Below are 14,161 nucleotides of genomic sequence, written 5' to 3'. Positions count from 1 at the left end.
TCTAGCTTTAACATCTACTCACCTGCTCTTTAACACCGCAACAGCTCGCCGCCACCGCTAGCCAGACTCGGCGCAGTGCAATACAGACGGGGTTTGCGATCAACAAGTGCAACATAAACAACATCTCAAATAGATTAAGCGTTTAACTCTACCTTCAAGGGACGCGGCAAACAAGCATAAAACGCGCATTTCGTTAAGAAATTGTCTACCATGGACGCCTCCGTATAAACCAATGAGCAACCGACGTAATGCAAGTGTATTTAGTGGGCGGCGCCGTGCGCGACAAACTGCTAGGTTACCCCTACCACGAGCGCGACTGGGTGGTGGTAGGCGCCACCCCCGAGGCAATGCTCGCCCAAGGCTTCACTCCGGTGGGCAAAGACTTTCCCGTATTTTTACACCCAAACACCAAAGAGGAATATGCCCTCGCCCGCACCGAGCGCAAAACCGCCCCTGGCTACACCGGCTTTGCCTTTCACGCGAGCCCAGACGTCAGCCTAGAAGACGATTTGATTCGGCGCGATCTCACCATCAACGCCATTGCCGAAGACGAACAAGGCAGACTATTTGACCCCTTTAATGGCGCGCAAGATATTCGCGATAAAAAACTGCGGCATGTCTCTGACGCCTTTAGTGAAGATCCGGTACGCATCCTGCGCACCGCCCGCTTTGCCGCGCGCTATCACCACTTAGGTTTTACCGTCGCCGAGTCGACCATGGCCCTGATGCACGCCATGGTCGAGGACGGTGAAGCCGATCATTTAGTCGCCGAGCGCGCTTGGAAAGAAATGTCGCGCGCGCTGGGCGAGCGCAATCCCGAGGTGTTTTTTACCCTACTAAAAACCTGCGGCGCTCTGGCTAAAATATTACCCGAACTCAACCGACTGTTCGGTGTACCGCAACCGCCCGAGCATCACCCAGAAATCGATACCGGCGAACACAGCTTAATGGTTTTGCAACAAGCGTGTCGGTTATCGACCGACACCTGTGTGCGCTTTGCCGCCTTGGTGCACGATTTAGGTAAAGGCGAGACACCGCCGGACAAATGGCCCCGCCACATTAACCACGAGCAATTGGGTCTACCGCTTATTAAGGCGCTGTGTAAACGGCTTGCAGTGCCCAACGATTGCCGCGACTTGGCACTCCTGGCCGCGCAGTTCCACACCCACGTGCACCGCGCCTTTGAGTTGCGCCCGGCCACAGTGCTAAAACTGCTAAAGCAAACCGACGCGCTGCGTCGCCCCGAACGGTTTGCACAGCTGTTATTAACCTGCGAGGCAGACTCCCGTGGTCGCACTGGGTTTGAGGCGCGAGATTACCCACAACCTGGCTACTTACATCGCGCGCTGGAGTTGTGTCAAACCGTAGACGTAAAAGCGTTAGTTGCAAAGGGTTACCAAGGTGCCGAGCTAGGCGCCGCCATTGATGCCGAGCGACTACAAAAGCTCGATGCGTTGAAACAGCAAACAGATAAGGAACGACAAGCATGAGCGAACCCGTGGTATTAATCACCGGTGGTGCTCGCCGCATCGGCGCGGCCACCGCACGCGGCTTACACGCCAAAGGCTGGCGCGTTATCGTGCATTATCGCAGCTCGAGCCGCGCGGCCGAACAACTCATCGGCGAGCTTAACCAGCAGCGCGCGAACTCGGCGCAGGCGTTAGCCGCCGATCTGACACAACTCGATGATGTCGAGTCATTAGCGCACGCGGCTATTAATGAGTGGGGACAGCTCGATGCGTTAATCAACAACGCCTCTACTTTTTACCCTACCCCTATCGGCAGCGCGACTGAGCAACAGTGGGATGACCTGATTGGCAGCAACCTAAAAGCGCCGTTTTTTCTCGCGCAGCATTTGTGCGAGGCGCTAACAAAAACATCGGGCGCCATCGTTAATATCGCCGACATTCACGCCGACCGACCACTGAGCGAACACTCCTTGTACTGTATCGCCAAGGCCGGCAACGTTATGCTAACCAAATCATTAGCGCGCGAGCTTGCCCCCGGGGTGCGAGTAAACGGCGTAGCCCCCGGCGCCATAATGTGGCCAGAGGACAGCGCCGAATTAAGCGATACCGCAAAAGCAGCCATTGTTGATAAAATTGCACTAAAACGGGCTGGTGCTGCCGACGATATTGCCCGTACTATTGATTTTTTACTGAACGATGCACCCTATATTACCGGCCAAATTATCGCTGTGGATGGCGGCCGAACCCTCAGCAACTAACTCGCTACACGCAAGGCTAAGGATACCACTATGATAAAAACCCTCCGACTCACAACCGATGGTCAAACACAGTACGGCGGCGTCGAGCAGATAGACGCTTGGCGTGCAGACGACAGTGGTTACCTGTGGATTGATATCGAAAGTGAAAATATCGAAGATGAGAAAGCGCTGCTATTAGCCCAGGGCTGCCACCCTCTCGCCATTGAGGACGCACAGCGCAAACGCCACCCACCCAAAACCGAAACCTTCGACAATCAAGTGCTGATTCTGTATCGCGGCATTACGGACTTTGACGAAGAGCTAAACGTCAGCCAGGTACCCATCGCACTGTTTGCTGAAGAGCGCTGTTTAATCAGCATTCACCAGGGCCGCTCAATCAGTATCGAGAAAAACTGGAACAACCCAGATATCGACTTACTGCGCCAACCGGCGCTGCAAGCGGTGCGAATCATGCACTACTCTGTAGGCCGCTACTTAGAGGCGGTTCTCACCTTTGAGGCCCGCATTAACGACCTTGAAGACATGATGCAAGAGCGCCCCAATGACGAACTAATGCGCTCTTTAATCGCCTTTAAATCGCGGTTGCGCAAACTAAAGCGTACCTTCAATTATCATGAGCGCGTCGCAACCACACTACTGCATGAAACACCGGATGTGTTTGCACAACAATCCCCCGACATCGGCCACGCTCTGCAAGATTTATTTGATCGTTGCGAACGCGTTAACAGCCTTTCCGCCATGTACTATGAAATCTGTGGCGATCTTATTGAGGGCTATTTATCGCTGGCATCGCACACGCTAAACAACACCATGCGAGTGCTTACGGTAATTACAGCGATTTTTGTTCCCCTGACGTTTGTCGCGGGCATTTACGGCATGAACTTTGACTACATCCCAGAACTGCACTACCGCTATGGCTATTTTATCGCCATGGGGTTGATGGCAACCATGGGGGTGGCCTTGCTGGGGCTGTTTAGAAAGCTGCGCTGGTTATAATAAAAAGCTACATTAACAATACGGCCTATAAAACCCGCTGGCCGTATTGTTAAGAGCCAAAAAAACTCTAAACGTGGCCCACTGTGACAACCGATAAAAACACGGCAAAACGACGCGCCCCAATGTTGTGGCTAGCAATAATACTGACCGCCATAGCGGCTGTGGGGCTGCCGCAAACCCTGCACGCGGACTACTATCGCCCGGCCAATACCGGCGCGGATGCGCTATACACACCACTAAACAGTTTTTCTCACTATACCTTTGATACCTTGCAGCTACCGGATAACTTCGATCAACACAACATCGATCACCGTTTTAGCACACTGTTTGACAACCTTACCCACCCAGACGCCGCCATCAACAGCGAAGGCGGCTGGGGGCGTTTTATCAACCGCCAGATTCTGCCCTACGACACAGAGCACTCCAGCGACTGGCCTACCGCGCTCCCCAATTACGCTTTACATTTGTTTGGTGGCGGTATCGTTTATCGGCGCGACTTAGAATACTACCGAGCCCACCAATACGCCCATCCGCTATGGGCAGCCGTCGGCACCGCGATGGCCGCCGAGCTGGCACAGGAGGCGATAGAGAAAAAAACCTCCGCCGCCGACGACCCGGTTGCCGATGTTTTTATTTTTCGCCCTCTGGGCATCTGGCTGTTCTCTGATGACCAGCGCGCAGAATACATCGAAAAGAATCTCAAGCCGGCCGTTTGGCCGCATTTGATTCTCTACGACCCCAGCAATGATCAGTTACGCAACACCGGCATCAGCTACGTGGTGCGCCCGCAACTTCTCAGTCACGGCAATACGGAGCTATTTGCTTACATGGGCATGAATAATCTGGTGGGGCTATCACATACGCTGGCCAGCGGTAACACCTTGTCGTGGGGTGTGGGCGCTGCCATCACGCGCATTGCGTTTCCCAATGGCGAGCTAAACTATAAAACCCGCCCCAGCGTCGGGCTCTTTGGTGATCGTAACGGCAACCTTTTGTGGTCAGCGATTTACAATGGCACCGAGGATTTAAAACTGCGGGTTAATATTTACCCGTGGCAAAATCAACCGATAAAATTTGGCGTGGCTCTTGGCATGACCGATGATCAACGCGGCTGGCTTGGTGTTACGTTTAATATGCCGCTCGGCTTGGGGGCAGGTTTTTAACCGGCCGCTTACCACCGCACGGCTGCCATAACGACTAATAACGACAGGGCAGCGTCAAGTCTCGCCAGACAAAATCAATAGGCCACAAATGCTGACGGGATTTATCGTAACCGTGCCACAGCTGCGCATAGCTTTGCTCCAGCTCTGGGTGAATCGTTTTCGGGGCAAGCTCCGCTAACGGCTGCAAGACAAACGCGTTTTTGGTGATCTCATCTCGCGGCAACTCAATGCCGGCGGTGGTGCCAACAAAATCACCGTACAGCAAAATATCAATATCCAGTGTGCGCGGGCTAAACTTAGGGCCGTCGCGATTGCGATCGTTATCGTCCTCTATTTGCTTAAGTCGGGCCGACAGCTCGGCAATATCAAGCTCGCTGTGAATACCCACCACCAAATTTAAAAAGTGGCTGCCCTCAAAGCCAACGGACTCGCTTTCGTACACTGTCGAGATATCCAGCTCACCAAATTCATCGGCCAGCGCATCAAGCGCGGCACTAATGTGGCGATAGCGATCAATATTACTGCCAAGACTTAAATACACAGGCTTCATGCCGGTTTTTCTCCGCGCTCGATGATTAAACCCACATCCCGCGCACCGCGTAAGGCACCTGGCTTACTGAGCCGCAAGCGGAGCCAGGGCACAGCAAACTCCTCGCGTACCAAGGCGGCGATTTCTTCAGCGAGCGACTCAACCAGCAACGCATCGCGCCCTTCGACGTAAGCGATAATACGCTTTGAGACAGCCTTATAATTGAGCGCATACTGAATGTCGTCCGTTTCGGCCGCGCGGCGAATATCACTGGCCATTTCGATATCAAGACTAACGGTTTGACGCACTTGGCGCTCCCAATCGTAAATGCCAATAATGGTCTGAATCTCAAGGTCGCGTATATAAACAATGTCCATCGGGTTCTCTTTATTCACCTTTAAGCAGGGGTACTTACATCAAGCGGCGGCAAAGTATCCAGCGGCCAGCGCGGGCGCACATTAACCGCGAGCGATTCACTCTGCCCTGCCGCCAAGCGCTGCGCGCCGGCGTACGCGATCATAGCGCCGTTATCCGTACAAAACTCGTGACGTGCGTAAAACACCTCGGCACCTATTTTGCCAAGCGCTCGCTCTAGCTCCGCGCGCAAACGGGTGTTGGCCGATACGCCGCCGGCAATCACTAAACGCTTTAAACCAGTGGCCTCCAGCGCCCGGCGGCATTTAATCACCAAAGTCGAGACCACAGCCTCTTGAAACGCGCAGGCAATGTCGGCAGAGGTTTGCTCATCGGGCAAGCCATCGGCGCCGGCGTATTTGGCCACGGTATTTAAGGTGTAGGTTTTTAAGCCCGAGAAACTAAAGTCTAGCCCCGGTCGGTCAACCATAGGGCGTGGGAAGCTAAATCGGCCAGGGGTGCCGCGCTCCGCCAAGCGCGCGATATGCGGCCCACCGGGGTAGTCCAAATCGAGCATTTTAGCGGCTTTATCAAAAGCTTCGCCGGCGGCGTCATCCAGCGACTCACCCAATAACTGGTAGCGGCCGATACTCGCAACACTCACCAGCTGAGTATGACCGCCAGACACCAGCAGCGCCACAAACGGAAACTCCGGCGGGTTGTCTTCCAGCATAGGTGCCAGCAAGTGGCCCTCCATATGGTGCACCCCCACCGCCGGAACATCCCAGGCATAGGCCAAGGCGCGGCCAACGCTTGCTCCCACCATCAAAGCACCGACCAGTCCGGGGCCTGCGGTGTAGGCAATACCATCGATATCCGCTGCGCTGCAATTAGCATCGGCCATTACTTCGCGAATCAGTGGCAGTATTTTGCGCACGTGATCGCGCGAGGCCAGCTCGGGCACCACCCCGCCGTATTCGGCGTGCACCGCCACCTGCGAGTACAGGCCATGGGCCAGCAGGCCGCGCTCGGTGTGGTAGACGGCCAGACCCGTCTCGTCGCAGGAGGTTTCAACCCCCAATACCAACATGGGTTTAGTCACGAAGGGCTTACTCACAAAAGTTATCTCAAAATCCGGGTTAAATAGAGCCCCACTGGGTCCATTTTTGCCGCTATCATATAGGCCAGACACGGTCGGGGCCAGCAACCAACCAAAAAACTCCCGCGATTCGATAAAAAACCCGCCTCGGGTGCTTGCAGGCATCTGGATAAGTGGTTAGAATCTGCGCCCCTTAGAAGTTGAGTCATTTCAGGGCCGCTGGCCTTTATTAACCAAAGGTAAAAACATGCCTTCAGTAAAGATTAAAGAAAACGAGCCGTTTGACGTCGCTCTGCGTCGCTTCAAGCGTTCTTGCGAAAAAGCAGGCGTCTTAGCAGAAGTTCGCAGCCGCGAATTCTACGAGAAGCCCACCGCTGTTCGTAAGCGCAACATGGCGGCCGCCGTTAAGCGCCACGCCAAAAAAGTACAGCGCGAATCACGTAAGTTTCAGCGCCTGTATTAATGGCGCCTGCTGCTAAGCCAAGGCTTTGCAGCAGCTAGCTCTCAGAGAAAGACAGGGTCTATTATGGCAGTTTCTGCAATGAAAACCCGCATCAATGACGAGCTTAAAACCGCCATGCGAGCCAAAGAAAAAGCTCGCGTGGCGGTTTTGCGTCTGGTGATGGCAGAATTTAAGCGTATCGAGGTCGATGAGCGCATCGAGCTTGACGACGCCCGCGTACTTGTTGTTTTAGATAAAATGCTAAAGCAGCGCCGCGATTCTATCGAGCAATTCGACAGCGCCGGTCGCACCGAATTAGCCGACCAAGAGCGCGCCGAAAGCGTCATTATCCAAGAATTTTTACCACAACCACTCAGCGACGCCGAGTTGGATGAGATTGTCGATAAAGCCATTATCCAATCGGGTGCCAACGAGATGCGCGACATGGGTAAGGTAATGGGCCTAATTAAGCCGCAAGTACAAGGCCGTGCCGATATGGCTGACGTTAGCCGCCGCATCAAATCGAGCCTTGGGTAGCCTGGCAAAATCGCTACCCGCCGAATTTGAAAGCGGCTAAAATCTCTCTATGAGCCGCATTCCACAGTCTTTTATTGATGAGCTGTTAGACCGCGTCGACATCGTCGAGGTGGTGGATCATCGCGTCAAACTAAAAAAGACCGGCAAAAACTACAGCGCCTGCTGCCCGTTTCACGACGAAAAGACCCCCTCCTTTACCGTCAGCCCCGACAAGCAATTTTTTTACTGCTTTGGCTGTGGCGCCAGCGGCAATGCCGTGGGCTTTTTGATGGACTACGAGCGCACCGAGTTTCCTCAAGCGGTCGAGCAACTGGCCCACCTGTGCGGGATGGAAGTACCCCGCGAAGAGCAAAAGCCTGAAACCACCCGGCAAGAGCGAATGCGCCGGCGGCTGTACGAGCTGCTGGAAAAGTCCAACGACTTTTACCAAGAGCAACTGCGCCAACACCCCGGCAAAACCAAAGCCATCGAATACCTTAAAAACCGCGGACTAGACGGCCATATCGCCCGCGATTACGGCATCGGCTACGCACCGCCGGGCTGGGACAACCTGTTAAAAACACTGGGCACCAACGGCGACGATCGCGACGGCCTACTTAAGGCAGGCATGCTGATTCAGCCTGAGGACTCCGACCGCCTGTACGACCGCTTCCGCCTGCGCATTATGTTCCCGATCCGCGACACCCGTGGCCGGGTAATCGGCTTTGGCGGGCGGGTGCTGGACGACAGTAAACCCAAATACCTGAACTCCCCCGAAACCCCCGTGTTTCACAAAGGGCGCGAGCTTTACGGCCTGCACGAGGCGCGCCAAGCGTATCGCAACCTGCCCCGCCTGCTGGTGGTCGAGGGCTATATGGATGTGGTGGCGCTGGCACAATTTGGCATTCGCTACGGCGTCGCCACACTTGGGACCGCCTGTGGCGAAGAACACCTAGAGCGAGCGTTTCGCTACACCAGCGAAGTCGTATTTTGTTTTGATGGCGACAGCGCCGGGCGCCGAGCCGCCACCCGGGCGCTGGAGGCATCACTGCCCGCCATGACCGATGGCCGCCAGGTTAAGTTTTTGTTTTTACCCGACGGCGAAGACCCCGACACCCTAGTGCGCCAGGTCGGCCCCGAGAAGTTTGAAAACTTAATCGACATGGCGGTACCGCTCGAGGACTACCTGTTTGACGCCGCCGCCGAGGGCATTAACATTCGCACCATGGAAGGCCGCGCCCACCTAAGCAAACGTGCCGCCCCATTACTGGCAAAGCTTCCCAAAGGTGTATTTCGCGAACTGATGTTTGAGGCGCTGGCCACCCGAACTGGGCTAAACCGCGCCACACTGGAAGAGCTGGTCGACACGCCAGAGCCTCTTCCCTCGCAGCAGCCCTCGCCACAAGATCGCTCACCACAGCCCTCACCGCGCACCCACAGCAGCCAAAGTCCGCGGCGCGAACCGCACGATCAAGATTCCAGCTTGTCCACCCCCGACTGGGACGAACAAACCGAGCCGCCACCCGCCGAGAGCGAACAATGGACCCCGGCTGATTACGCCGACTTTGAATCACTGCCAGTCAGCGCCTATGACGACGCCCCGCCCACGGATTACACCGAGCAACGCGATGAGCCGCCGGGCGAGCCGGACACCACTGGGCCAGAAACCGCCATTGCGCGCAACAGCCAATACTTAATGCCGCCCCACAAAAAAGCCATCGCCCTACTGCTTGCGCACCCAGAGCTGGCCGCCGAAGCCCCCGATTACGAGCAGTGGCTCAGCCAAAACAATGGCGAACTACGCCAGCTAGGACGCCTCCTTAAATTACTGCACGAGCGCAGCCACTATCAGCTATCGCACATTCTGGGACACTGGCGCGCCAATTACGGCCCGGATGACACCGAAAAGCTTGCCGCCATCGCCGGCCACGATATGCTGCGCGCCGCCGCACACTTAAGTCGCCCCAAAGATGAGCGCAGCGAAGTCATCGAATACGATCGCAGCGCCGCCTTTGCCCACAGCCTTGATAAAGCGCGCCAGCAACTGCAGGCGAACGCCCGCGCCCGCGCCCTAGCAAAATTAAGCAGCAGCGACGCCCACAAGCTGAGCCGCGCCGAAAAAGAGGCGCTGTACGCCGAAGCGCTCGGGCAAAAACTCCACTAACCGCACCACGCGCCAAAAAAGCGCGCAATCGCCCGAATATCATCGTATTTAGTGGCACTTATTTACCTATTACCTAGTATCTAACACGCGCTTTACGTTATAATCCCGCGCTTGCTTTTTTAACCGCTACGTTTTACAGGGTCCCTAATGGCTGACGACGCTAAACAGCAACAGTCTCGAATCAAAGAGCTCATCGCCCGAGGCAAGGAACAAGGTTACTTAACCTATTCCGAGGTGAACGATCACCTGCCAGAGGACATCTCCGATCCGGATCAGGTCGAAGACATCATCCAAATGATCAACGACATGGGTATTCGGGTGTTTGAACAAGCCCCCAACGCCGATGACCTGTTGATGGCTGATGGCGACTCCTCTGCCGATGAAATTGCCGCCGCCGAAGCCGCCGCCGCACTGGCCGCCGTGGAGACCGAAGCCGGTCGCACCACCGACCCCGTGCGTATGTACATGCGTGAAATGGGTACCGTTGAGCTGCTAACCCGCGAGGGCGAAATCGCCATCGCCAAGCGGATCGAAGAAGGTGTGCGCGAGCTGATGCACGCCGTCGCCTATTGGCCGGGCTCGGTTCAAGCCATCATCAACGAATACGAAATGGTCGAGAAAGAAGAGCGTCGCCTGGCCGACGTGATTATCGGCTGGCTCGACCCGTCTGACGAGATCCCTACCGCTGGCGCCCCCGCCGCCGCGAAAAATAACGACGACGATGATGACGACGAAGAAACCACCTCGGGCGTTGACCCCGAAGAGGCCAAAGAGCGCTTTGGCGCCCTAAAAAAGCAATTGGCTAAAGCCGACAAAGTTATCGAAAAGCACGGCCGCGCTAGCAAGCAAGCCGAGAAAGAGCTGGACGAGCTAGGCGAGATCTTCAAATTCTTCAAACTGCCGCCACGGCAGTTTGATCCGGTGTATCTCAGCGTGCGCATCATTCTTGATCGCGCCCGCCGCGAAGAGCGCGCCATCATGGAGCTGTGCATCCGCAAAGCCAAGATGCCGCGCAAAACCTTTATTAAAGAGTTTCCCGGCAACGAGTCTAATGACGAGTGGATCGGTGAAATCATTGCCAAAAAGCGCGATTACTCTGAGGCCCTAAAAGCCTACGAGCCAGAAATCGCTCGCGCCCAACGCAAACTGCAACAAATTGAAGAAGACAGCGGCCTGCCGCTTAGCAGCATTAAAGAAATTAACCGCCGCATGTCCATCGGTGAGGCGCGCGCCCGCCGCGCCAAAAAAGAGATGGTCGAGGCTAACCTGCGTCTGGTTATCTCGATTGCGAAAAAGTACACCAACCGCGGCCTGCAGTTTTTGGATCTGATCCAAGAGGGCAACATCGGCTTGATGAAAGCCGTAGACAAGTTCGAATACCGTCGCGGCTACAAGTTCTCAACCTACGCCACCTGGTGGATTCGTCAGGCCATTACCCGCTCGATTGCGGATCAGGCCCGCACCATCCGTATTCCAGTGCACATGATCGAGACCATCAACAAGCTCAACCGCGTATCGCGCCAAATGCTCCAAGAGATGGGTCGCGAGCCCACCCCAGAAGAACTGGGCGAACGCATGGAAATGCCAGAAGATAAAGTTCGCAAGGTGCTTAAAATCGCCAAAGAACCTATCTCGATGGAAACCCCCATCGGCGACGACGAAGATTCGCATCTGGGCGACTTTATTGAAGACAGCACCATCGTCTCACCGGTAGAATCCGCCACCAGTGTCGGCCTAACCGAGTCGACCCGCGAAGTACTCTCGGGCCTCACCGCCCGTGAAGCAAAAGTACTGCGCATGCGCTTTGGTATCGACATGAACACCGACCACACCCTTGAGGAAGTGGGCAAACAGTTCGACGTTACCCGCGAGCGTATTCGCCAGATCGAAGCCAAGGCACTGCGCAAACTGCGCCACCCTTCACGCTCCGATCATCTGCGTAGCTTCCTGGACGAATAAGGGATTTACAAGAGTTTTGGGACGGCTATAATGCCGCCCCAGAACGGTGAACGGTGAACGGTGAACGGTGAACGGTGAACGGTGAACGGTTTATTATTCACCGCAAAAAGAACATTACTACTGAACGCAGTGGATAAGACAAATTTAAAAGTTAAACGCAGGGCTTTTTCGCTGTAGCTAGGAGCCGCGCAGACGAAAGAGGGAGCATACATTAAGTATGTGACCGAGTGAGGCGAGCACGCGACAACGCTACAGCGGAAAAGAACAAGTTTAAGGGCCTTTAGCTCAGTTGGTTAGAGCATCCGACTCATAATCGGCAGGTCCCCAGTTCAAGTCTGGGAAGGCCCACCATTTTTAACCCGCTAATCGTATTTTCCAAACGATAACTATTAACAGTTTTTTAGCGGGCTCACTGCTATACTGCTTGCGCAAACAGCTTAATTAAAAGCATTTGCTAAGCAAAAAGGGAGGACAATATGGCCACAATTTATGACGTTGCAGCATACATCGCTGAATCAGTCGGCGAAATGTCTGCCATGAAGCTCCAAAAGCTGATGTTTTACTCTCAAGCATGGAATCTTGTTTGGGAGGAAGAGCCACTATTCTCTGATGATTTTGAAGCTTGGGCAAACGGTCCCGTATTGCCTGCTTTGTATGATCGTCATCGCGGAATGTTTAAAGTTGAAAAATCGCTATTTAAAGATGGCAGCAGCTCAAACCTATCAACCGCCCAAAAAGAAAACATTGATAAAGTGCTTGGATTCTATGGAGAGAAAACAGCCCAGTGGTTGAGCAACCTTACTCATCAGGAAGACCCTTGGCTTAACGCCCGAGGCGACTCACCCGTAGGCGCATACTCAAACGAAACGATTCCGCAGTCTGCGATTCACGAATACTATTCCTCGATTTAGCGTAACTCAGCAGCGCAATGGGGAAGAAGAGCGAAGAGCGCGCTAAACGGAAGGCGCAGAAGCAAGAAAGATTTGAAGAGGCGAAAGCCTCTTTTGTTCAAAAAGTATCTGAGTCGCACCAACCTAAATACATATCCAATCCTGACACCCCCAAAACCCCTCACATAGCCCCGCAGGTTAATCTAGCAGCAGGCAACATACCGAAAGCCATCAAAGACGGCGGCAGGTTCGGCGACATTGTTACTTGGTGCAAAACAAAGAAAGACGTTGAGGGCAAATGGAGCTGGCACTGTCCACGCCAATGGACCGACGAAGAATGGACCTCAGATATTTCCCCACACTTTGAAGAGTTCAGTCAAAAAACATGGGCTGAAATTGACAAGCTAGCATCTGGCAGCGGTCACAAGATGCACCACGATCAGGAAGTTTCAACTCTTATTAAAGAGGCCAGACGGCGATGGAAAAACCTCGGACTTGAGCAGTTCGACACAGCCTTTAGGTTCAGGCTAGGTGGAACCAAGCGAGCTTGGGGCTATATCGTTCAATCCCATTTCTTTTTTGTATGGTGGGAACGCAAACACAAGATTTACCCCACCAACAAATAAACGCTTACACACACCTATCTGGCACCTCTATATGTGCACCGTGGCGACTGCAATGATCTAGCGCTCACCCGCCTAATTCTTATTGAATTTGACAAGTTCCACTTCGTGCTAATGTGGCCAGCATAGACAACAAAGCCTTAGGCTTTCTGTCGACGCAGCTGACACTGGATCTTCCTCTACGTAACATCAAGTCATTAGATGAGCTGCACGGATATAATCACCGGCCAGCTCATGCCACCCTAATGGCGGATAACGGCTTTTTTATTGGCCGCTCGCTCAGATGGTTAGAGCATTCGACCAGCCTATCATCAAAGCCGGGGCGGGCCCCAGTTAAAGCCTACCAAAGCCTCGGCCTATAAGGCTTTCGAGGCTTTCGAGGCTTTTTAAATCGATCATTTAAAATAAGCGTACAAACGAGCATGTGCGGTTACCGCCTCACTAATTAACTCAAGCACACTTGACCATACCGCTTTTTCCACCTAAAATGAGGAATGAAAACCGGCACGGAGAACTCAATGCCCCAGAACAATCTAGCCAAAGCCTTAGTTAAGACTGCTGAAGCTTCCGAGCACCTATCCCAAATGAACCTAAACGTTGATCACTTACTTGAAGCAGTTAAAGTCGGGCATGGCTCAAGATCTAACGCCGGTGGATTACACCCACCTACAACTCCGGGCTTCAATGCTTGGTCAGATACCAATTTCGGATTAAGTCGGCGCTTAATTGATGAGGGTTGGTCAAGAGATGTTGTAGATAACATACCGATCCTTCGACATCCAAACGGCGCTTTTCAAATCGTTGTCTCAAGCGGAGACATTGCGACGGGGACAGCGCTTGAGAGCTTGACCCCCTCGACACTCCAAAAAAAGGGGGTGAAATTTTCCTCGCTTTTTGGCGGCAATACACGCGACCTATTCGACAAAGAAGCTCCACTTGAAAATCTGATGCAAAAGACGCCTGGCGAGTGCCCTACATACATCCTTCTTTACTACTACGATCAATCGAAGAAGGAAACTCGTTGTGAACTGTCTTTGCCCAGCCCTTCTGACAGAGATAAAATTGCAAACAAAGAAAAGCAGTACGTATCCGAATGGGAGCAGAGAATTATTATTGGTTCTGTTGGCGGAGAACCAGATTTTCCGACAGCAGACTTCACTGAAGATTCTGACTTTGATATAAAGAGAAAGACATCTTAA

General features: G+C 53.8%; 14 protein-coding genes and 1 tRNA gene. 12 read left to right on the top strand and 3 right to left on the bottom strand.

What is annotated here, in order from left to right:
- Window positions 1-248 precede the first annotated feature (248 nt).
- The 4 genes from AACY82_RS06040 (at window position 249) to AACY82_RS06025 (ending at window position 4,386) form a co-directional block, all read left to right on the top strand.
- Window positions 249-1,490 carry a multifunctional CCA addition/repair protein gene (locus tag AACY82_RS06040; RefSeq protein ID WP_339615880.1) on the top strand — a complete coding sequence of 414 codons (1,242 nt, stop codon included), beginning with the start codon at window positions 249-251 and terminating at the stop codon, window positions 1,488-1,490.
- Window positions 1,487-2,227: a pteridine reductase gene (locus AACY82_RS06035; protein WP_339615879.1), complete on the top strand. Its 741-nt coding sequence runs from the start codon at window positions 1,487-1,489 to the stop codon at window positions 2,225-2,227. The genes AACY82_RS06040 and AACY82_RS06035 overlap by 4 nt, the downstream gene beginning before the upstream one ends.
- A 30-nt stretch (window positions 2,228-2,257) precedes the next feature.
- Window positions 2,258-3,223 carry a magnesium transporter CorA family protein gene (locus AACY82_RS06030; RefSeq protein ID WP_339615878.1) on the top strand — a complete coding sequence of 322 codons (966 nt, stop codon included), beginning with the start codon at window positions 2,258-2,260 and terminating at the stop codon, window positions 3,221-3,223.
- Window positions 3,224-3,345: 122 nt separating this feature from the next.
- Window positions 3,346-4,386, top strand: a complete 1,041-nt coding sequence (locus tag AACY82_RS06025; RefSeq protein WP_339615877.1) for a hypothetical protein — start codon at window positions 3,346-3,348, stop codon at window positions 4,384-4,386.
- Window positions 4,387-4,420: 34 nt separating this feature from the next.
- On the opposite strand, the gene folK is transcribed toward AACY82_RS06025, so the two are convergent.
- From folK to tsaD, 3 genes are read right to left on the bottom strand one after another with little or no spacing between them, the layout of a single operon-like run.
- A complete protein-coding gene (gene folK, locus AACY82_RS06020; RefSeq protein ID WP_339615876.1) occupies window positions 4,421-4,936 on the bottom strand; it encodes a 2-amino-4-hydroxy-6-hydroxymethyldihydropteridine diphosphokinase in 516 nt (171 codons plus the stop codon).
- Window positions 4,933-5,292, bottom strand: a complete 360-nt coding sequence (folB, locus tag AACY82_RS06015) for a dihydroneopterin aldolase (protein WP_339615875.1) — start codon at window positions 5,290-5,292, stop codon at window positions 4,933-4,935. The genes folK and folB overlap by 4 nt, the downstream gene beginning before the upstream one ends.
- Window positions 5,293-5,312: 20 nt before the next feature.
- On the bottom strand, window positions 5,313-6,359 hold the full coding sequence (gene tsaD, locus AACY82_RS06010; RefSeq protein WP_339616069.1) for a tRNA (adenosine(37)-N6)-threonylcarbamoyltransferase complex transferase subunit TsaD: 1,047 nt from the start codon (window positions 6,357-6,359) through the stop codon (window positions 5,313-5,315).
- Window positions 6,360-6,615: 256 nt separating this feature from the next.
- On the opposite strand from tsaD, the gene rpsU reads away from it, so the two are divergent.
- The 8 genes from rpsU (at window position 6,616) to AACY82_RS05970 (ending at window position 14,161) form a co-directional block, all read left to right on the top strand.
- Window positions 6,616-6,831 carry a 30S ribosomal protein S21 gene (rpsU, locus tag AACY82_RS06005; RefSeq protein WP_041524939.1) on the top strand — a complete coding sequence of 72 codons (216 nt, stop codon included), beginning with the start codon at window positions 6,616-6,618 and terminating at the stop codon, window positions 6,829-6,831.
- 63 nt (window positions 6,832-6,894) lie between these two features.
- Window positions 6,895-7,347 carry a GatB/YqeY domain-containing protein gene (locus AACY82_RS06000; RefSeq protein WP_339615874.1) on the top strand — a complete coding sequence of 151 codons (453 nt, stop codon included), beginning with the start codon at window positions 6,895-6,897 and terminating at the stop codon, window positions 7,345-7,347.
- Between the two features lie 49 nt (window positions 7,348-7,396).
- Window positions 7,397-9,490, top strand: coding sequence for a DNA primase (gene dnaG / locus AACY82_RS05995; RefSeq protein ID WP_339615873.1), 2,094 nt, complete (start codon window positions 7,397-7,399; stop codon window positions 9,488-9,490).
- A 147-nt stretch (window positions 9,491-9,637) separates the two neighbouring features.
- A complete protein-coding gene (rpoD, locus tag AACY82_RS05990; protein WP_339615872.1) occupies window positions 9,638-11,449 on the top strand; it encodes an RNA polymerase sigma factor RpoD in 1,812 nt (603 codons plus the stop codon).
- 274 nt (window positions 11,450-11,723) lie between these two features.
- A tRNA-Ile gene (locus AACY82_RS05985) sits at window positions 11,724-11,800 on the top strand.
- A gap of 125 nt (window positions 11,801-11,925) precedes the next feature.
- Window positions 11,926-12,360, top strand: a complete 435-nt coding sequence (locus AACY82_RS05980; protein WP_339615871.1) for a type II toxin-antitoxin system antitoxin SocA domain-containing protein — start codon at window positions 11,926-11,928, stop codon at window positions 12,358-12,360.
- Window positions 12,361-12,377: 17 nt separating this feature from the next.
- Window positions 12,378-12,965, top strand: coding sequence for a hypothetical protein (locus AACY82_RS05975; protein ID WP_339615870.1), 588 nt, complete (start codon window positions 12,378-12,380; stop codon window positions 12,963-12,965).
- A gap of 515 nt (window positions 12,966-13,480) precedes the next feature.
- Window positions 13,481-14,161 (top strand): hypothetical protein, encoded by a 681-nt coding sequence (locus AACY82_RS05970; protein WP_339615869.1) that lies wholly within the window; start codon window positions 13,481-13,483, stop codon window positions 14,159-14,161.

Origin of the sequence: uncultured Gilvimarinus sp., from assembly GCF_963972205.1 — a bacterium.
In the GTDB taxonomy this organism is placed as follows: Bacteria; Pseudomonadota; Gammaproteobacteria; order Pseudomonadales; family Cellvibrionaceae; genus Gilvimarinus; species Gilvimarinus japonicus.
The sequence above is the reverse complement of the archived record's forward strand: the minus strand, read 5'-3'. Positions and strand labels throughout refer to the sequence as shown.

Coding starts and splice junctions, on each gene's coding strand:
- rpsU (WP_041524939.1), top strand. CDS start 6,616: ATGCCTTCAGTAAAGATTAAAGAAAACGAGCCGTTTGACGTCGCTCTG.
- tsaD (WP_339616069.1), bottom strand. CDS start 6,359: ATGTTGGTATTGGGGGTTGAAACCTCCTGCGACGAGACGGGTCTGGCC.
- AACY82_RS06040 (WP_339615880.1), top strand. CDS start 249: ATGCAAGTGTATTTAGTGGGCGGCGCCGTGCGCGACAAACTGCTAGGT.
- AACY82_RS06025 (WP_339615877.1), top strand. CDS start 3,346: ATGTTGTGGCTAGCAATAATACTGACCGCCATAGCGGCTGTGGGGCTG.
- AACY82_RS05970 (WP_339615869.1), top strand. CDS start 13,481: ATGCCCCAGAACAATCTAGCCAAAGCCTTAGTTAAGACTGCTGAAGCT.
- AACY82_RS05975 (WP_339615870.1), top strand. CDS start 12,378: ATGGGGAAGAAGAGCGAAGAGCGCGCTAAACGGAAGGCGCAGAAGCAA.
- AACY82_RS06030 (WP_339615878.1), top strand. CDS start 2,258: ATGATAAAAACCCTCCGACTCACAACCGATGGTCAAACACAGTACGGC.
- folB (WP_339615875.1), bottom strand. CDS start 5,292: ATGGACATTGTTTATATACGCGACCTTGAGATTCAGACCATTATTGGC.
- rpoD (WP_339615872.1), top strand. CDS start 9,638: ATGGCTGACGACGCTAAACAGCAACAGTCTCGAATCAAAGAGCTCATC.
- AACY82_RS05980 (WP_339615871.1), top strand. CDS start 11,926: ATGGCCACAATTTATGACGTTGCAGCATACATCGCTGAATCAGTCGGC.
- AACY82_RS06000 (WP_339615874.1), top strand. CDS start 6,895: ATGGCAGTTTCTGCAATGAAAACCCGCATCAATGACGAGCTTAAAACC.
- AACY82_RS06035 (WP_339615879.1), top strand. CDS start 1,487: ATGAGCGAACCCGTGGTATTAATCACCGGTGGTGCTCGCCGCATCGGC.
- dnaG (WP_339615873.1), top strand. CDS start 7,397: ATGAGCCGCATTCCACAGTCTTTTATTGATGAGCTGTTAGACCGCGTC.
- folK (WP_339615876.1), bottom strand. CDS start 4,936: ATGAAGCCTGTGTATTTAAGTCTTGGCAGTAATATTGATCGCTATCGC.